Genomic DNA, 18,267 nt, shown 5'->3' with positions numbered 1-18,267 from the left:
CGGGCCAGCCGCGCGACGCTGTCTGTCAGTCAAAGCGGATCTGGGTGTCCACCGGTGCAAAGCGCGGCGAGGTCACGGTGATCCGCACGTCCCCCTTGCCCGTCGGTCGCACCCAGAACCCGGTCGTTCCGCCCGCCAGAACCGAGGTTTCGGGCCCGATCAGCTGTGCGGGACCATTGATGGTGACGCTGACGGGATCGGTCAGGAACAACAGCTTGTGGCCCACCTGATCCAGCGCGCGCACCATCACCCGAACCTCACCATGATCGGCCAGGGCGGTCACCTGATCGGGAACGACCTGCAAGGTAGTCGGCAGCGCATCGGCGGGATAGATCCGTTCCGCGACTTTTTCGCCGTTCAGATAGCCGGTGACACGGCCCGCATGCCAGCTTTGGCCCCAATGGCCCAGCTCATCGGGCGAGAAATGGCGGTGGTCGATGATGATCGGCGGGTTCGGCAGATGCGGAAAGCGTTCGCGATCGGGGCCGACGCGTTTCACCACATCGGCATAGGCCAGTTCGATTTCGTCGCAATTGGTCAGCACGATCAGGGGCAGTACGCCGCCGATATTGCGTTCACCCCGGGCCCAGACGGTCACCGGCTCCATCACGATGCCGTCTTCCGGTGCCTTCTGGCTGGAATAGACATGCGCCGCGAATTTCGGTTCGCGAAAGATCGACATGACCCCGTGGTGACAGATGCGGTCGCCGGCCCCGAAATCCTTGTGGGTGTTATAATCGAACATGCACCAGCCGATGCAGCCCGCGATGGCATCGTCACCCATCGCCGCATTCAGCACCTCCAGATGGCGGATGACATGCTCGGCCTGCCGTTCTTCGGGGTCGCCCGATTTGGTCGGATACATGTGACCGTTATATTCGGTGACCAGATAGGGCACCTTGCGATCCAGCCCCGTCACCTCGCGTTGATCGCGCAAGGGGGTACGGCCCCGATTGTTGCTGGGCAGTTCGAATTCGCCCAGCACGAAATCATTCATCGTGTAGACGTCTTCGATCAGCTCGCTGTCGGGGATGCAGCGGACGCCGCCGGTGGGGCGGGTGCTGTCCAGCGCGCGCGCACGGGCGTTGGTGCGCAGGTAGAAATCGTGATCGTCCGGGCTTTCGTTGATGCGCACGCCCCAGATGATGATCGAGGGGTGGTTCCAGTCGCGGCGGATCATCCGTTCGACATTTTCGACGGATTCGTCCTGCCACGCCTGCCCGCCGATATGTTGCCAGCCGGGGATTTCCTCGAACACCAGCAGCCCGATTTCGTCGCAGCGATCAAGGAAATAGTGGCTTTGCGGGTAATGCGAGGTCCGCACGACGTTGCAGGCCAGATCATGGCGCAGGATCTCGGCGTCGCGTTCCTGCGACTGCTGTCCCTGGGCATAGCCGGAATAGGGGAATGACTGGTGCCGGTTCAGGCCGCGCAGCTTGATCCGCTGACCGTTCAGGTGGAACCCGTTGGCCTTCCATTCGACCTGGCGAAAGCCAAAGCGCTGGCTGATCCGGTCGCCCGATGCCAGTTCCACCTCGGCGGTATACAGCGCGGGGCTGTCGACCGACCACAGGGCGATGTCGCGCAACCCGGTCAGCGTGATTTCGCCCTGTCCCTGACCGCGCGCGATCTCGGTTCCGCTGGCGTCGCGGATGGTGGCGGTGGCGTGGCTGTCAGCCTCGATCAGCAGGCGCACGGTCTTGTGGTCGGCCAGAACATCCGGCGTTTCGATCTTCAGCCCGCGGATGTGGTCCCGGGGCAGGACGCACAGCCAGGCATCGCGATAGATACCGGCATAGGTCAGATAGTCGATCCGCCCGCCAAAGGGCGGGATCTGGGGGTTTTCGCTGCCATCGATGCGGACGGTCACAAGGTTTTCGCCCGGTACCAGATGATCCGACAGCGGCACCGTGAAGGGTGTATAGCCGTCGCGATGGCGGGTCACCTGCTGTCCGTTCACCCAGACATGCGCATCGGCCATCGCCGCGTCGAACCGCAGCGCGACGTGGCGGTCGGTCCAGTCGTCCTGCCACTGGATGCGGCGCTGATAGGTGAAGGGCCGCCAGTAAGACGTTTCGTCGAAATAGTTCAGCGGCAGATCGACCGCATTATGGGGCAGGGTGACGGCACGGCCATCCATGGCCGCGCCCGCCCATGCCGGGTCAAAGCCCTCGGCAAAGATCCAGCCGTCATTCAGCTTGGTTTCCGAACGCATCGCGATCACCACTCGGCAAAGCTGCCATCGGCGTGACGCCAGACGGGGTTGCGCCAACGGTGACCCTCGGCGGCGGCGCGGCGGACCTTGTCCTCGTTCACCTCGATGCCCAGACCGGGGCCTTGCGGGATCGCGACGAAGCCGTCCTTGTATTCAAAGACCGAACGGTCGGTGATGTAGTCCAGCAGATCCGACCCCTGATTGTAGTGGATCCCCAGCGACTGTTCCTGAATGAAGGCGTTATAGCAGACCGCATCCAGTTGCAGGTTCGCGGCCAGCGCGATGGGGCCAAGCGGGCAATGCAGCGCCAGCGCGATGTCATGCGCTTCGGCCATGGCGGCGATGCGATAGGTTTCGGTGATGCCGCCGGAATGGCTGGGATCGGGCTGGATGATATCCACGAAACCCTGCGAGATGATGTTCTTGAAGTCCCAGCGGCTGTACAGCCGTTCCCCCAGCGCGATCGGGGTCGAACAGTGGTTCGCGATCTCGCGCAGCGCCTCGGCATGTTCCGAAAGCACCGGTTCTTCGATGAACATCAGGCGGAAGGGTTCCAGTTCCTTGGCAAGGATCTTGGCCATCGGGCGATGTACCCGGCCATGAAAGTCGATGCCGATACCGAAATCCTGCCCCATTTCGTCGCGGATCGCCTGCACGCGTTCCAGAACCTGATCGACCTTGGCGTGGCTGTCGACGAATTGCATTTCCTCGGTGCCGTTCATCTTCACGGCGGTAAAGCCGCGGTCGCCGCATTCGCGCGCCATGCGGGCGGTATCGCCCGGCCGGTCGCCGCCGATCCAGCTGTAAACGCGAATGCGGTCGCGTTGCTGCCCGCCCAGAAGCGCATGGACCGGAACGCCAAGCGCCTTGCCCTTGATGTCCCACAGGGCCTGATCGAGACCGGCGATGGCCGACATGTGAATGCCGCCGCCGCGATAGAAACCGGCGCGATACATGACCGTCCAATGATCCTGGATCAGGCCGGGATCCTTGCCGATCAGGTAATCGGACAGTTCCTCGACGCAGGCCGCGACACTGTGGGCGCGACCTTCCAGAACGGGCTCGCCCCAGCCGCTGATGCCCTCGTCGGTACTGATTTTCACAAAGCACCAGCGGGGCGGCACGATGAAGGTCTCGATTGCGGTGATTTTCATGATGGTTCGGTCCGGGATGGATTATTCGGTGAATGGCTCGGTCACGTGGGGCGTGCCGGTCAGAAAGGCGTCAGAGACAAGGCGCAGCGGGGCCAGATCCACCTCGCTTTCGCCGGCGGCCACCAGATCGCGGAAACGGGCGTAAAGCCGCGCATATTCGCGGTTCTCGCCCTGCGCAAGCGGCTGGCCATCGACCGTCGCGACAGCGCCGCCCTGATCCAGCGTCAGGCTGCCGTCGTCGGTGTCGAACCGGATGCGCCACAATTCGTCGCCCTGCTGTCGCCAGTCGAAATGCGCGTCGATGACCGTATCGCCCGCACGCAAGCCCAGATCGGCGGCAATCGGGGTTTCGCGGCCCTGCGGGATATGCAGATCGGCCCCGGTCAGCAGAACGCCCGGCACCAGCGCGGTCAGGATCGACAGCGCATTGATGCCCGGGTCGAAAACGCCCAGCCCGCCGGCCCGCCAGACCCAGTCCTGACCCGGATGCCATTTGCGCACATCCTCGCACCAGTCGATCCGCACCTTTTCAAGGTTGCGCGTCGCCAGCCAGTCGCGTGCGGCCTGAACCGCCGCCGCCTCGCGCGAGTGCCAGGTGGCAAAGATGGTCAGACCGCGTCGCGCGGCCTCGTCCGCAAGGGCGTGAACTTCGGACAGGGTTGCGCCGGGGGGCTTTTCCAGCATCAGGTGCCGCCCGGCCCGCAGCGCGGCCATCGCCTGATCGAACCGCCCCTGCGGCGGCGTGCACAGCGAGATGGCGTTCACCGCATCCTCGGCGGCCAGCAGCGCGACGATATCGCGATGGCAGGGCACATTGTCCAACGCGGCATTGCGGCTGGCGATCGCGGCCAGCGTGACGCCATCCGTGTCCGCGATGGCAGGCAGATGCTGGGCGCGGGCGATGGTGCCCAGCCCGACCAGACCGATCCGAACCGACATCAGCGCAGCCGCAATTCGGTCTTGGCGTCGAAGAACAGCGCCTGCGACGGGTCAAAGTCCGCGCCAACCTTGTCGCCCAGCTTGACCGGGGTCTTCTGGCGGTCCTCGACGATCAGCTTTTCACCGCCGGCCGTGGTCACGTGGATATAGGACACGCCGCCAAGCGCCTCGACCATCTCGACGGTCAAGTCGCCGCCGGCCTCGATCCGCAGGAATTCGGGGCGCAGACCCACGGTCACCTCGGACCCGTCGGCGGGCAAGGCGACCGGCGTTGCGATGCTGCGGCGCAGGCCGGGAATCTGAACCTCGCCGCCGGTCACGGTGCCCTGCAGAAAATTCATCGAGGGCGAGCCGATGAAGCCCGCGACAAAGCGGTTGTCGGGATCTTCATACAGATGCATCGGCGCGCCGACCTGTTCGATATGACCGCCGCGCAGCACGACGATCTTGTCGGCCATGGTCATCGCCTCGACCTGATCATGGGTCACATAGATCATCGTCGCGCCGATTTCGCGGTGCAGACGCGCGATTTCGGCGCGCATCTCGACCCGCAATTCGGCGTCCAGGTTCGACAGCGGTTCGTCGAACAGGAACACCTTGGGCCCGCGCACGATGGCGCGTCCGATGGCGACCCGCTGACGTTGGCCGCCCGACAGGGCGGCAGGTTTGCGATCCAGAAGCGGCTCCAGCTTCAGGATGCGGGCGGCCTCATCGACCTTCTGGGCGATTTCGGATTTCGGGTGGCCGGTCATCTTCAGGCCAAATCCCATATTCTCGCGCACGGTCATGTGCGGGTACAGCGCATAGGTCTGAAAGACCATCGCCACGCCCCGGTCGGCGGCATCGGCATGGGTGACGTCATCGCCGCCGATGTCGATCTGGCCACCGCTGGTTTCTTCCAGCCCGGCGATCATCCGCAGCAGCGTGGATTTGCCGCAGCCCGAGGGGCCGACGAACACGCAGAACTCACCGTGATCGATATCGAGGTCGATGCCGTGGATGACTTCGACATCGCCAAAGCGCTTGACGATATTGCGCAGCTGAACGCCTGACACGTGGTTTCCTCCCAAGGGGTTATTTCTGTTCGGGGAACCGCCAGGCATTGGCGGCTTCTGCGATATGTGCCGCCGTCCGGCGCACCAGCGGGGCATAGCTTTCAAGTCTTGCGCGATCCGAGGCATCCGCCGTCGTGATCGACAGCGCCCCCAGAACCCGTCCGGCCAAGGACAGGATCGGGGCGGCGATGCAGCGGATGCCCAGTTCGTGTTCCTCGTCGTCCCAGGCAAATCCGCGCGCGCGAATATTCGCCAGTTCGTCCCGCAGCGCCTGTTCGCTGATCAGCGTGTGGGGGGTGAAGCGGTGAAAGGATTGCCGGGCAATGGCATCGGCCAGCTTGTCTTCGGGCAGATGGGCCAGCATCGCCTTGCCGACGCCGGTGCAATAGGCGGGACCGATCTTGCCCGATTGTGCAAACATCTCGATCGGGCGGGCGGCATTGCGCTTGTCGACATACAGCACCATCCCCTGATCCAGCTGCGCCAGATGGATCGTCTCGCCGGTTTCGGCGGACAGGCGATCCAGATGGGTCGCGGCGATCGGGGCAAGGCTGCTTTGCGCCCATGCCGCATGGGCCAGCCGCACAAGACGCAGCCCCGGCGCATAGGTCTGACGGTCCTCGTCAAAGGCCAGCATGCCCTGATTGGTCAGCGACTGGACAAAGCGGAACAACGTCGCCTTGGGCAGATCCGCCTTGGGAAGCAGTTCGGAAAATCGCACAGGGCGACCGAATTCGGCAACCAGATCCAGCACCGCCAGCGTACGCCCGACGGTTCCGTCCTGTTTCGACTTCAGATCGCGGATTTCCTTCATCGCCTCCTCCAAACGATGGTTGACAGAATGGCTGATTCGGCCCAAGGTTTCAATATCCAATATCTGGTTCCACTATGTGAGACAAGTGTGGGGCCGTGGATCGAGTATGGGAGGAATACGATGAAACTTTCGACGACCGTCGCGATTGCGGCGCTGATGGCGACCGTATCGCTGCCAGCCTTCGCGCAGCAGCGCACGCTGGTGCTGAACACCGATGCCTCGGACCCGGCGCCGAAGGCCGCGTTTGATCAGCTGGTCGCTGATTTCGAGGCCGCGAACCCCGATATCGATGTGGTGGTCAATGTCTTCGACCATGAAGGCTACAAGACCGCGATCCGCAACTTTCTGACCGCCGACAGCCCCGATCTGGCCAACTGGTACGCGGGCAACCGCATGGCGCCCTTTGTCAATTCGAACCAGTTCACCGATGTCTCGGACGTGTGGGAAGAAAACGGGCTGAAGGAAAGCCTGGCCCCGGCGCTGTCTTCGATGACTATCGACGGCAAGCAGTGGGGCGTCCCCTATACCTATTACCAGTGGGGCATCTATTATAACAAGGATGTCTACGCCAAGGCCGGTGTCGATGCCGGCGCGATCAAGACCTGGGACGAATTCGTCGCCGCCTGCGACAAGTTCAAGGAAGCCGGCGTCGACTGCCTGACCACGGGCAGCAAGGCATTGTGGCCGATTGCGGGGATCTTCGACTATCTGGACCTGCGCACCAACGGCTATGATTTCCACATGCAGCTGACCAATGGCGAGGTTGCCTGGACTGACGACCGCGTGAAGGCCGTCTTTGCGGAATGGGCCAAGGTTCTGCCCTATACCACGCAGAACCACGCCGCGATCGACTGGCAGGATGCCGTTGCCAACCTGGTGCAGGGCAAGGCCGCCAACTATGTCATGGGCAACTTTGCCGTGGCCGCGTTCAAGGATGGCGGCATGACCAACGACAATCTTGGCTTCATGCCGTTCCCGGAAATCACTCCGGGTCTGGCGCGTGCCGAAGAGGCGCCGACCGACACGATCCACATTCCGGCAGGCGCCAAGAATGTCGAGGATGCCAAGACCTTCCTGGCCTTCCTGGCCTCGGCCGACGTGCAGACCAAGATGAACGACACGCTGGGTCAGCTGCCGATCAACACCGGCGCCTCGGTGGGCGAGGATCCCTTCCTGCAGCAAGGGTTCGAATTGCTGTCGACCGCCGATGGCGGCATCGCGCAGTTCTTCGACCGTGACGCCCCGGCCGAAATGGCCAAGGCCGGCATGGAAGGCTTCCAGGAATTCATGGTCAAGCCCGACCGCGTCGATGCGATCCTCGAGCGTCTCGAAAAGACCCGCGCCCGCGTCTACAAGTAACGACCCTGTGAAGGGGCGCGGCCCGTGTGGCTGCGCCCCTTTTTTCCACGTCTGACAGGACTGGGAGGATTTACCATGCCCGAAGCCCCTGCAATTCCCGCAACCCATGCGCCCCGGCCCCGTCGGTCGCGCCGCGCGCTTGCGCCCTGGTTGTTCCTGGCCCCCGGGCTGGCGATGTTCCTGATCTATGTGATCATCCCGATCTTTCAGTCGATGTGGGTGTCCTTCTACGACTGGGACGGGCTCAGCGATGCCACCTGGGTCGGCATGGCCAACTATGTCGAGCTGATGGATGACGAGGCGTTCTATGTCAGCCTGAAGAACAACGTCATCTGGCTGGTCCTGTACATGCTGGCGGTGCCTGCGGGTCTGATGATCGCGCTGTTCCTGAACCAGACCGTGCGCGGTATCCGCATCTACAAGTCGCTGTTCTTCTTCCCCTTCGTGATCAGCCAGGTCGTTGTCGGCCTGATCTTTTCGTGGTTCTACGCCCCCGATTTCGGCCTGCTGTACAAGCTGATCGAGGGGCTGACTGGTCAAAGCGTCGCAATCCTCGCCGATGAGCGGCTGGTGACCTATGGCATCATCGCCGCCGGTCTGTGGCCGCAGATCGCCTATTGCATGATCCTGTATCTGACCGGCCTGAACGCCGTCGCCCCCGACCAGATCGAGGCCGCGCGGCTGGACGGTGCCAAGGGCTGGAAGATGCTGTGGTATGTGGTCCTGCCGCAATTGCGGCCCGCGACCTTCATCGCCATCGTCGTCACCGTGATCGGCGCACTGCGCAGCTTTGACCTTGTCTCGATCATGACCTCGGGCGGGCCGTTCGGCTCCAGCCGGGTCCTGTCCTATTACATGTATGAACAGGCGCTGTCCGAATATGGCTATCGGATGGGCTATGGCGCCGCCATCGCGGTCGTCCTGTTCGGCATCATGATGATCTTCATTTCGGGCTTCATCTGGAAGATGTGGCGCGACGAGAAAGGGGTGCGCTGAGATGTTTCCGCGTCCGATCCAGACCCTGTCCCCGGCCTCGCAGCGGCTGTACAAGATCGCGCTGCCGGTCATGCTGATCCTGTGGCTTCTGCCCCTGCTGGGCGTTGCCATGACCTCGGTCCGGCCATCTTCGGATCTTGCCTCGGGGAATTACTTCGGCATCCCGTCGCGGCTGGCCTTCGAGAACTACCTGACCGTGTTCCGCAACACCGAGCTGGAAAAATACCTGCTGAATAGTTTCAAGGTGACGATCCCGACGGTGATCGGCGCGGTGGCGTTGTCCTGTCTGACCGGGTTCGCGCTGGCGATCTACAAGTTCAAGGCGAACCTGATCCTGTTCTTCATGTTCGTGGCGGGCAATTTCGTGCCGTTCCAGATCCTGATGGTCCCGGTGCGCGACCTGACGGTGAACATGGGCCTGTATAACAGCATCACCGGTCTTGCGCTGTTCCACATCGCCTTTCAGACCGGGTTCTGCACGCTGTTCATGCGCAATTTCATCAAGGCGCTGCCCTTTGAACTGATCGAGGCCGCCCGCGTCGAGGGCGTCAGCGAATGGCAGATCTTCCGCCATGTGGTGATGCCCCTGATGCGGCCCGCCATTGCCGCGCTGTCCGTGCTGATCTTCACCTTCATCTGGAACGACTACTTCTGGGCGACGGTGCTGACGACGGGCGCGGATACGCAGCCGATCACCGCCGGTCTGAACAGCCTGAACGGGCAGTGGATCGCGGCCTGGCATCTGGTTTCGGCGGGGTCGATCCTGGCCGCGCTGCCGCCGGTTCTGATGTTTTTCATGATGCAGCGGCATTTCATTGCCGGTCTGACCCTTGGCGCGGTGAAATGATGCAGGTCTGGAAGCTAGAGGACGCAGGGCAAACACTTGTTCTTGCGTCCGAAAACGATCGTCTGCCCTGTGTGGCCTATTGGGGACCGCGCCTGCCCGAGGGCGAGGATCTGGACCAGTTGGCGCTTGCCCTTCTGGGCGATGTGACGGGCGGCATGCTGGACCGCAATCCCGATCTGTCGGTCTGCCCGGAAACCACGCAGACCTTCCCCGGGCAACCGGGGATGGCACTGCGCGGCGCCGATGGCGCGGTTCTGAATCCGCGCCTGCGCCTGACGGATGTGACGCAGGAGGGCGACCGTCTGACCATCACCGGGCAGGATCCGGCGCTTGGTCTGACCTATCGCGCCCATATTGCGCTGATCCCGGCAACCGGCGTGATCGAGGCCCGGTCCGAGGTCGAAAGCACCGCCCCGATCCGTGTCGAATGGCTGGCCGCGCCGGTCTTTCCCGCCCCGCAGCTGGCCGATGAGCTGATCGATTTCTCGGGCCGCTGGTGCGCCGAGTTTCAGGCCAACCGCGTCGCCTGGACCCCCGGCATCCATCTGCGCGACAATCGCACCGGGCGCACCGGGCATGAACATTTCCCCGGCGTGATCCTGCCCCTGCGCGGCGCGACGAACACGCAGGGGCAGGCGCAGGCCTTCCATTACGGCTGGTCCGGCGGGCATCGCATGATCGCCGAGGAATTGCCCGACGGTCGCCGCCAGATCCAGTTCGGTCATGCGGCGGGCACCATGCTGACGGCCGGCCACCGCTTTGCCAGCGCGACCCTTTATGCCGCGCAATCGGCGGCGGGGCTGAATGGCTGCGCGACCGCGTTTCAGCGCCACCTGCGCGATCATGTCGTCACCTGGCCGCATCCCGACCGGCCGCGTCCGGTCCATTACAATTGCTGGGAAGCGGTCTATTTCGACCACAAGCTGCCCGAATTGAAGGATATCGCCACACGCGCCGCCGCCCTGGGGGCCGAGCGTTTCGTGCTGGATGATGGCTGGTTCGGGCGTCGTGACGACGACACCACATCCCTTGGCGACTGGACCATCGACCCGCGCAAGTTTCCTGACGGGCTGACGCCGCTGATCGATCACGTTCACGATTGCGGAATGCGTTTCGGCATCTGGTTCGAACCCGAGATGGTCAATCCCGACAGCGATCTGCATCGCGCCCATCCCGACTGGGCACTGGGCGAGGACGATCAGATCACCGGTCGGCAACAGCTGGTTCTGGACATGTCGCGGCCCGAGGTTCGTGCATATCTTTACGACCATATCGCCGCCGTCCTTGGCACCTATGCCATCGACTATGTGAAATGGGATCATAACCGCGTGCTGCCCCATCCCGATGCGGCGCAGGCGCAGGGAACCTGGGATCTGCTGGACCGGCTGCGTGCGGATTTCCCGCAGGTCGAGATCGAAAGCTGCTCGTCAGGCGGGGGGCGGATCGATTTCGGCATCCTGTCGCGGACGCAGCGGGTCTGGCTGTCCGACAGCAACGACGCGATGGAGCGGTTGCGCATTCAACATGACGCCGCCCTGTTCCTGCCGCTGGCCGTCACCGGCAGCCATGTCGGCCCGCGCGTCTGCCACACCTCGGGGCGCATTCTGGATATCCGCGTTCGGGCCTGGGTCGCGGCGCAGCGGCATATGGGCTTCGAGATGGACCCGCGCGAGCTGACCGAGGATGAGGCCGCCGTGCTGACCCGCGTCACCGCCTGGTGGAAGGACAATCGCGACTGGATGACCCGCGCCGATATCCTGCGGCTGGACAGCGCCGATCCCAGCGTGATCGCGGAACAGCAACTGGCGCAGGATGGCGGGCGCTTTGTCGTTTTCGCGGGAAGTGCCGCCAGTTCGGCCCAGGTTCTGCCGCGCCCTCTGCGGCTGACGGGGCTGGACCCGCAGGCGCGATATCGGGTTGACCTTACCAATCGTGACGACCACAACCCGGCGTCGCGGATCGGTGTTCCGCTGTCCTCGGGGGCGCTGACCCTGTCGGGACAGTTCCTGATGACGCAGGGTGTGACCCTGCCCAAGGCCTTTCCGCAGACGATCTGGGTCCTTGAAGGAGAGAAGCTTTGACCAAGCCGGAATGGATAGCCGCCGATTGGGGCACCACGAACCTTCGGCTATGGGCAATGCAGGGGACCGAGGTTCTGGACAGCCGACAATCCGATCAGGGCATGGGCAAGCTGAACCCCGATGACTTTGCAGGCGTGTTGGCCGACATGACGCAGGGCTGGGGCGATGCGCCGGTGATCGCCTGCGGCATGGTCGGATCGCGTCAGGGCTGGATCGAGGCGCCCTATGGTCCCGTTCCGCTGGCCGCGCGACCGCGTCTGGTTCAGGTGCCCGGTCAGAATGTCTGGATCGTCTGTGGGGTCAACCAGATGGACCCGCCCGACGTGATGCGCGGCGAAGAAACCCAGATCGCGGGCCTGTTGGCGGCGCGGCCCAACTTCGATGGCACGATCTGTCTGCCGGGCACCCATACGAAATGGGCGCGTATCTCGGCCGGAGAGATCGTCTCGTTCCAAAGCTTCATGACCGGCGAGATGTTTGCTCTTTTGGCGCGGCAATCGGTGCTGCGCCACACGGTCGGCGATCCGACCGATCTTGGTGCCTTCGACGCGGCGTTGAATGATGCGCTGGCACAGCCCCACCGCGCCTATGGCCGCCTGTTCCAGTTGCGTGCCGGGGCGCTGCTGGGCGATCTGTCGCCCGAAACGGCGGGCGGACGCCTGTCGGGATCGCTGATCGGCTGGGAACTGGCCGCGGCGAAACCCTATTGGTTGGGGCAAGAGGTCTGCGTCATCGGCGCACCGGCGCTGTCCGCCCTTTACGCCCGCGCATTGTCGGCGCAGGGCGTCATCTGCACCGAAGGCGCGGCGCAGGCGACCACGCTTGCCGGCCTTTATTCCGCCTGGACCACGCTGAAGGAACACGCATGACCCGCAATATCGTTGCCATTCTTCGCGGGATCACCCCGCCCGAGGCCGTTTCCGTCGCTGCAGCCCTGATCGACGCCGGGGTGACCACGATCGAGGTGCCGTTGAATTCGCCCGATCCGCTGGACAGCATCCGCGCCATGCAGGACCATTTCGGCGATCAGGCAAAGATCGGCGCGGGAACGGTTCTGACCGTTCAGCAGGTTCGGGACGTGGCTGCGACCGGCGCAGGTTTGATCGTGTCACCCAATTGCGACCCGGCGGTCATTGCCGCGACGAAACAGGCAGGGCTGGACAGTTTTCCGGGCGTCATGACCCCGACCGAGGCTTTTGCCGCGCTGGCCGCGGGCGCCGATGCGCTGAAGCTGTTTCCGGGCGAACTGGTCGGCCCCGTCGGCCTGAAGGCCATGGGCGCGGTCATTCCAAAGACCGTGCCGCTTTATGCGGTCGGCGGTGTGTCGGCCCAGAACATGGGCGAGTGGCTGGCCGCGGGCGCAACCGGCTTCGGGATCGGCTCGTCGATCTACAAGCCGGGTGACAGTGCCGAAACGGTGGCGGAAAAGGCCCGCGCCCTGGTCGCTGCATGGGATGCCGCGATATGATGTTCGACGAGACCCGCTGCGAACTGGGCGAGGGACCGCTGTGGCATCCCGGTCGGCAAAGCCTGTTCTGGTTCGATATCCTGAACCGGCGCATGTATGAAAGGCCGCTGGACGGCGAAACGCGACGCCGCGATTTCGACGATCTGACCAGCGCGGCGGGGATCATCGATGACAACCGGCTGCTGGTTGCATCGGAAAAGGCGCTAAGCGTTCTGGACCTGACCAGCGGCACCCTTGAAACCGTCACCGCGCTAGAGGCCGACAACCCGGTCACGCGGTCGAATGACGGGCGCGCAGATCCGCAGGGCGGCTTCTGGATCGGGACGATGGGCAAACAGGCCCAGCCCAAGGCGGGCTCGATCTGGCGTTTTCATCGCGGCGAGCTTCGCCGCCTGTTTCCCCAGATCACGATCACCAATTCGATCTGCTTTTCGCCTGACGGGCAGACGGCCTATTTTGCCGACACCGCCGAGGCGGTGATCCAGTCCGTGGCCCTGGATGGCGATGGCTGGCCCGCATCCGCGCCACAGGTCTTTGCCGATCTGCGGTCCGAGGGGCTGAACCCCGATGGCGCGGTCGTCGATGCCGAAGGCTGCCTGTGGTCAGCGCAATGGGGCGCGTCCCGCGTTGCCCGCTATGCGCCGGACGGCCGGTTCCTTGAGGCGATCGAATTTCCTGTCGGTCAGATTTCCTGCCCGGCTTTCGGCGGCGCGGATCTGGCCACGCTGTTTGCAACCTCGGCGCATGAAGGATTGGCGCAGCCCGGCGATCAGGATGGCTGCGTCTTTGCCACGCCGACCCGGTTCCGCGGACAGGCCGAACATCGCGTGATCCTGTAGCGATCCTTCACGGCATCAAAAAACCCGCCCGAGGCGATGCTTCGGGCGGGTTCTTTCATTTCGGGGCAGCTTAGTTGATGTCGGCGCTGCGTTCGGCCTGCAATTCGGCAGTCGCCTCATCGACCGAGGCTTTCATCAGGTCAAAGATGTCCTGACCGCCATCGACATTGCTGGTGAACCATTCGTAGACGGGCTGTGCCGCATCGGCGAAGGCCTGCTTTTCTTCGGGGGTGGGCACATACAGATCGCCGCCGCCTGCCACGAATTCCTCGTAGGCCGGGATCGATTTCCGCTTGGGCGAGGCGAAGGTTGCCTGCTGAAGCTGATAGAACCCATCGACCACCACCTGACGCATGTCCTCGGGCAGTTCCATGAATTTCTGGTTCGACATCCACCACAGCGCCGCCATGTAGGCGTGGCCGTCCAGCGTGACATATTGCAGCCCCGCCTCGGGGAATTTCATCGACATGATGTCGGTGATGCCGTTCTTGGTGCCCTCGACCACGCCGGTCTGCAACGAGGTGAACAGCTCTGGCCACGGAATCGGGGTCGGCGATGCGCCAAGCGCGCGGACCAGTTCCTGCGGCAGGTCGGCGACGACGGTGCGCAGCTTCATCCCGGCCAGATCCTCGGGCTTCTGGACGCGCTGCTTGGTATTGGCAAAGTTGCGCCAGCCGCCGGTATTGCCGATGGTCATCAGGCGGATGGTGTCGCCCGAATCCGCCAACGCCATCTTGCGCATCTCGCGGGTGAAATCGCCTGCCAGAACCTTTTCGGCGATGCGGTCATCCTGCATCAGATAGGGCAGATCCAGCACCTGCACATAGGGAAACAGGCCAGCCGCCCCGCCCGAGGTCGAGATATAGACATCGATCGAGCCGTCGGCGACGCCCTGCAGACATTCGGCCCCGTTCGAGCACAGCTGCGTGCCCATGTAGATCTCGACCGCGATGCGCCCGTTCGAGGCGGCTTCGACATGGGATTTGAAGACCTGCAGGCCGTCGTAATCCTCGTCTTCCTCGTTCGAGTTGGCGACGGCGCGGATGGTGAAATCCTGTGCCATTGCGGGCGCGCTCAGCGCCAGCATCGCGGCCAGTGTCAGCGAAGTCTTCAGCATTTCAGTTAGCCTCCCTTGGTTATTCTGAATCTTGTCAGTTCGCGAAGCCCGTCAGGCGCGGGATCGTCATGGAAATCGCGGGGAAATAGGTGATCAGGAAGATCACGATGATCTCGACCGCAAGGAATGGCAGGATCGTGCGCGAGATCGACATGACCTTTTCCCCTGACACGGCCGAGGCCACGAATAACACCAGTCCCATCGGCGGTGTGGCCAGACCCACGGTCAGGTTGACGCACATGATGATCGCGAAATGGATGCTGTCCACACCCATGCCCACGAAAACCGGCCCCAGGATCGGACCCAGAATGATGATCGCGGGGCCTGCGTCAAGGAACATCCCGACCACGAACAGCAGCAGGTTCACCAGGAACAGCAACAGCAACGGGTTCGCGGTCAGCGTCAGGATGAACTCGGCCAGCATCTGCGGTGTATGCGACAGCGACACGACCGTCTTGAAGGACATCGCCGCCCCGACCAGCAACAGCACAACCGCCGAGGTCAGGCCGGCGCGGCCCATCACATCGCCCAGTTCGCCGATCCGCATCGTGCGCAGGACGAACAGGCTGATGAACAGCGCATAGGCGACGGCCACGGCGGCGGCCTCGGTCGGGGTAAAGACACCGATCAGGATGCCGCCCAGAATGATGATCGGCGTCATCAGCGGAAAGAACGCCTTCAGGCTGGCCTGTCCGCGTTCGCCCCAGGTGAACTTGCGCGACGCGACCGGAAAGTCATAGCGGTCGGCCATCAGCTTGATCAGCAGCATCAGACCGATCCCGACCATCGCCCCTGGAACCAGACCGGCAAGAAACAGCGCCGCGACGCTTTCGCCCATGACATAGGCATAGATGATCATGATGCCCGATGGCGGGATGATCGGCCCGATGACCGAGCTTGCGGCCGTGATCGCGGCGGCGAAGCGGCGGGTATAGCCCTGTTTTTCCATCGCCGGGATCAGCATCGACCCCAGGGCGCTGGTGTCGGCGACGGCGGATCCCGACAGCCCCGCGAACAGCATCGAGGACAGCACGTTCACATGCGCCAGACCGCCGCGCAGATGCCCCATCAGCGCCTGACTGAATTCGACCAGGCGATGCGTGATGCCGCCGCGGTTCATGATCTCGCCGGCCAGCATGAAGAACGGGATGGCCATCAGCGGAAAGCTGTCCATGCCGTTATAGAGATTGCGATACAGCAATGTCAGATCGCGTTCCTGACCATTCAGGAACAGCAGGATTCCCGGCGCGGCCAGCAGGCCGAAAAACACCGGCAGGCCGATCATCAGAAAGACCAGAAAGACGGGAAGAAACCAGACCAGCATCACTCGGCACCCTGCGTATCGGCGTGGGGAATGGGGGGAAGATCGGTGACGCCAAGAAGCTGGGCGACATTGCGCAGGATCAGTTCGACATTGACCATGATCAGCAGCACGATCCCGACCAGAAGAGACGCCATCATCCAGCTGCGCGGCACGCGTTGCCATTCGCTGAAATCGATCGCGGTCGGAATGTAAAGCGAGGCCGAGGCAAAGCGCCCGCCAAGGCCCGTCGTCTCGGACCAGCCGATCTGGACGGCAAAGACCAGCACCGTCAGGCTGACCACCATCAGAAAGATGTTCAGGATCGCCGCCGCCGCGCGGGGCAAGGCCAGCGCCAGCATGTCGATGGCCACGAACCCGCCACGGCGGAACGCCGTCGGCGCCATCAACCCGGTCATCCACAACATGCAGAACCGTGCGGCCTCGTCGGGCCAGGGCAGGGCATTGTTCAGCACATAGCGGCAGAACACCTGCAACAGGGTCACCGCCACCATCACGGCGATGGCGATGATGCCGACGCCGCGCCCCAGCATCAGAAGATGCTCGTTGATCCAGGAAATCGGCCGGATCACGCCGCCAAGCAGTGCCATATACTCCCCCCGACGCCTGTCAGCCCGGCTCCTCAACCGGGCCGGCGGCGCTTAATTGATATTCAGACGCGCGATCTTTCCACCGAAGAACGCCAGCGGGTCCCCCTCGCGCATTTCGGCGCGCAGCACCTCGCCGACCACGATGGCGTGGTCGCCAGCGTCATGCAGCGCATGCCGCGAACATTCGAAACGTGCAAGACAATGTTTCAGGACCGGCACGCCTTCGGCGTTCACGTCAAGGTCACCCTCGGTCAGTGCGGTGGCGCTGCGTGCGACGGCAAAGGCCAGCGCCTCTTGTTCGGCGGACAGCACATGGATCGCATAATGCGTGGCACCGGCGAAATGCTGAAACCGGGACGAACTGCGCGCGGGCGACCATAGCACCAGCGGCGGCTCCATCGAGACCGAGGAAAAGCTGTTGGCCGTGATTGCCACGCAGCCTTCGGGGCCCTTGGCCGTCACGATCGTCACGCCGGTCGCAAAGCGACCGAATGCGTCGCGCAGCATCCGGCCATTGGCGGGATCGGGGACAAAGCTTGTGGGTTTCGCCATCTGCATCACGCGACCTCGTGGCCCAGTGCGGCCTCGTACAGCTGGAACCACTGAACGCGGGTCAGCTGAACCTTGGCGGCATCGCCGATCCGCGCGATGCGGTCCAGCGCGTTGGTGCCCAGAACCGGCAGGATCGTTGCCGGGTGACGCAGCAGGAAGGCGATCGCGATTGCCGCGCGGTCAACGCCATATTCCTGCGCCAGCACGTCCATGCGGCGTGCCACCTCGCCATCACCCTGCATCAGGCTGCCACCGCCAAGCGGGGACCAGGCCATGATCGGGTCCTGACGGCGCTGATGGAAGGCCAGATCGCCATCGGTGAAGGGCGCGATGCGGGCCAGCGAGATTTCGATCTGGTTGGTGGCCAGCCGCGTCGACATCGCGCTTTGCAGCAGCTGGACATCCCAGGGACGGAAGTTGGACACGCCGACGGCGCGGACCTTGCCCGATGCCACCAGCGCGTCCAGCGCGGCGCCGGTTTCCTCGGCATCCATCAACGGGTCGGGACGATGGATCAGCAGCAGGTCCAGATAGTCTGTCCCCAGATCCTTCAGCGAATTTTCGACCGAGGCATCGATATGCGCCTTGGACGTGTCGTAGTATTTGCACGGCGCGTCGCTGTATTTGCCGATCGGCGCGACGATGTCGCATTTGGTGACCAGTTCGACCTTCTGGCGCAGGGCGGTGTCGGCCTTCAGCGCCTGGCCAAGGATCGATTCGGCGGTGTAATCGCCATAGATGTCGGCCTGATCCAGCGTGGTGATGCCCTGATCTAGGCAGGCGTCGATCTTGGCGCGGACATGGCTGGCCGAAGTGTCGGCATCATCGCCGATCCGCCACATTCCATAGACAAGGCGCGAAAAGCTAAGCCCCTCGGCGATCTGCACGCGGTCGGTGGTGGGGGTCGTGGTGATATCCAT

The 18,267-nt window shown here is 63.5% G+C and carries 17 protein-coding genes; 7 read left to right on the top strand and 10 right to left on the bottom strand.

Features of this window, described 5'->3' with window-relative positions:
* Positions 1–25 precede the first annotated feature (25 nt).
* The 5 genes from BMX67_RS08040 to BMX67_RS08020 are packed head-to-tail and all read right to left on the bottom strand — an operon-like array spanning position 26 to position 6,177.
* Positions 26–2,215: a glycoside hydrolase family 2 protein gene (locus tag BMX67_RS08040; protein ID WP_090734059.1), complete on the bottom strand. Its 2,190-nt coding sequence runs from the start codon at positions 2,213–2,215 to the stop codon at positions 26–28.
* Between the two features lie 5 nt (positions 2,216–2,220).
* A complete protein-coding gene (dgoD, locus tag BMX67_RS08035) occupies positions 2,221–3,369 on the bottom strand; it encodes a galactonate dehydratase (RefSeq protein WP_090733910.1) in 1,149 nt (382 codons plus the stop codon).
* Between the two features lie 21 nt (positions 3,370–3,390).
* The gene (locus BMX67_RS08030; RefSeq protein ID WP_090733908.1) at positions 3,391–4,308 is read right to left on the bottom strand and encodes a Gfo/Idh/MocA family protein; all 918 of its coding nucleotides are present in this window, start codon (positions 4,306–4,308) and stop codon (positions 3,391–3,393) included.
* A complete protein-coding gene (locus BMX67_RS08025; protein WP_090733907.1) occupies positions 4,308–5,363 on the bottom strand; it encodes an ABC transporter ATP-binding protein in 1,056 nt (351 codons plus the stop codon). Before BMX67_RS08025 ends, BMX67_RS08030 begins: the two co-directional genes overlap by 1 nt.
* Before the next feature lie 19 nt (positions 5,364–5,382).
* Complete coding sequence (locus tag BMX67_RS08020) at positions 5,383–6,177, bottom strand: IclR family transcriptional regulator (RefSeq protein ID WP_090733905.1); 795 nt, start codon at positions 6,175–6,177, stop codon at positions 5,383–5,385.
* Positions 6,178–6,297: 120 nt separating this feature from the next.
* On the opposite strand from BMX67_RS08020, the gene BMX67_RS08015 reads away from it, so the two are divergent.
* From BMX67_RS08015 to BMX67_RS07985, 7 genes are all read left to right on the top strand, one after another.
* Positions 6,298–7,536 (top strand): ABC transporter substrate-binding protein, encoded by a 1,239-nt coding sequence (locus tag BMX67_RS08015; protein WP_090733903.1) that lies wholly within the window; start codon positions 6,298–6,300, stop codon positions 7,534–7,536.
* Between the two features lie 75 nt (positions 7,537–7,611).
* Positions 7,612–8,532, top strand: coding sequence for a carbohydrate ABC transporter permease (locus BMX67_RS08010; RefSeq protein WP_090733902.1), 921 nt, complete (start codon positions 7,612–7,614; stop codon positions 8,530–8,532).
* A gap of 1 nt (position 8,533) precedes the next feature.
* Positions 8,534–9,379, top strand: a complete 846-nt coding sequence (locus tag BMX67_RS08005) for a carbohydrate ABC transporter permease (RefSeq protein ID WP_090733900.1) — start codon at positions 8,534–8,536, stop codon at positions 9,377–9,379.
* A complete protein-coding gene (locus BMX67_RS08000) occupies positions 9,376–11,460 on the top strand; it encodes an alpha-galactosidase (RefSeq protein ID WP_090733899.1) in 2,085 nt (694 codons plus the stop codon). Before BMX67_RS08005 ends, BMX67_RS08000 begins: the two co-directional genes overlap by 4 nt.
* Complete coding sequence (locus BMX67_RS07995; RefSeq protein WP_090733897.1) at positions 11,457–12,329, top strand: 2-dehydro-3-deoxygalactonokinase; 873 nt, start codon at positions 11,457–11,459, stop codon at positions 12,327–12,329. The genes BMX67_RS08000 and BMX67_RS07995 overlap by 4 nt, the downstream gene beginning before the upstream one ends.
* Entirely contained in the window at positions 12,326–12,928 is a 603-nt protein-coding gene (locus BMX67_RS07990; RefSeq protein WP_090733895.1) for a 2-dehydro-3-deoxy-6-phosphogalactonate aldolase, read from the top strand. Before BMX67_RS07995 ends, BMX67_RS07990 begins: the two co-directional genes overlap by 4 nt.
* Positions 12,928–13,767: an SMP-30/gluconolactonase/LRE family protein gene (locus BMX67_RS07985; protein ID WP_342707911.1), complete on the top strand. Its 840-nt coding sequence runs from the start codon at positions 12,928–12,930 to the stop codon at positions 13,765–13,767. Before BMX67_RS07990 ends, BMX67_RS07985 begins: the two co-directional genes overlap by 1 nt.
* A gap of 70 nt (positions 13,768–13,837) precedes the next feature.
* Here the strand turns inward: BMX67_RS07985 and BMX67_RS07980 are convergent, their stop codons facing one another.
* Genes BMX67_RS07980 through BMX67_RS07960 form a run of 5 tightly spaced genes read right to left on the bottom strand, consistent with a single transcriptional unit; the run spans position 13,838 to position 18,267 of the window.
* Positions 13,838–14,884, bottom strand: coding sequence for a TRAP transporter substrate-binding protein (locus tag BMX67_RS07980; protein WP_090733894.1), 1,047 nt, complete (start codon positions 14,882–14,884; stop codon positions 13,838–13,840).
* A gap of 34 nt (positions 14,885–14,918) precedes the next feature.
* Positions 14,919–16,208: a TRAP transporter large permease gene (locus BMX67_RS07975; protein ID WP_090733892.1), complete on the bottom strand. Its 1,290-nt coding sequence runs from the start codon at positions 16,206–16,208 to the stop codon at positions 14,919–14,921.
* Positions 16,208–16,795 carry a TRAP transporter small permease gene (locus tag BMX67_RS07970; RefSeq protein ID WP_090733891.1) on the bottom strand — a complete coding sequence of 196 codons (588 nt, stop codon included), beginning with the start codon at positions 16,793–16,795 and terminating at the stop codon, positions 16,208–16,210. The genes BMX67_RS07975 and BMX67_RS07970 overlap by 1 nt, the downstream gene beginning before the upstream one ends.
* A gap of 51 nt (positions 16,796–16,846) precedes the next feature.
* Positions 16,847–17,347 (bottom strand): flavin reductase family protein, encoded by a 501-nt coding sequence (locus tag BMX67_RS07965; RefSeq protein WP_425438972.1) that lies wholly within the window; start codon positions 17,345–17,347, stop codon positions 16,847–16,849.
* 5 nt (positions 17,348–17,352) lie between these two features.
* The gene (locus tag BMX67_RS07960; protein ID WP_090733888.1) at positions 17,353–18,267 is read right to left on the bottom strand and encodes an aldo/keto reductase; all 915 of its coding nucleotides are present in this window, start codon (positions 18,265–18,267) and stop codon (positions 17,353–17,355) included.

This window comes from Paracoccus homiensis (assembly GCF_900111675.1).
Taxonomy (GTDB): domain Bacteria; phylum Pseudomonadota; class Alphaproteobacteria; order Rhodobacterales; family Rhodobacteraceae; genus Paracoccus; species Paracoccus homiensis.
The sequence above is the reverse complement of the archived record's forward strand: the minus strand, read 5'-3'. Positions and strand labels throughout refer to the sequence as shown.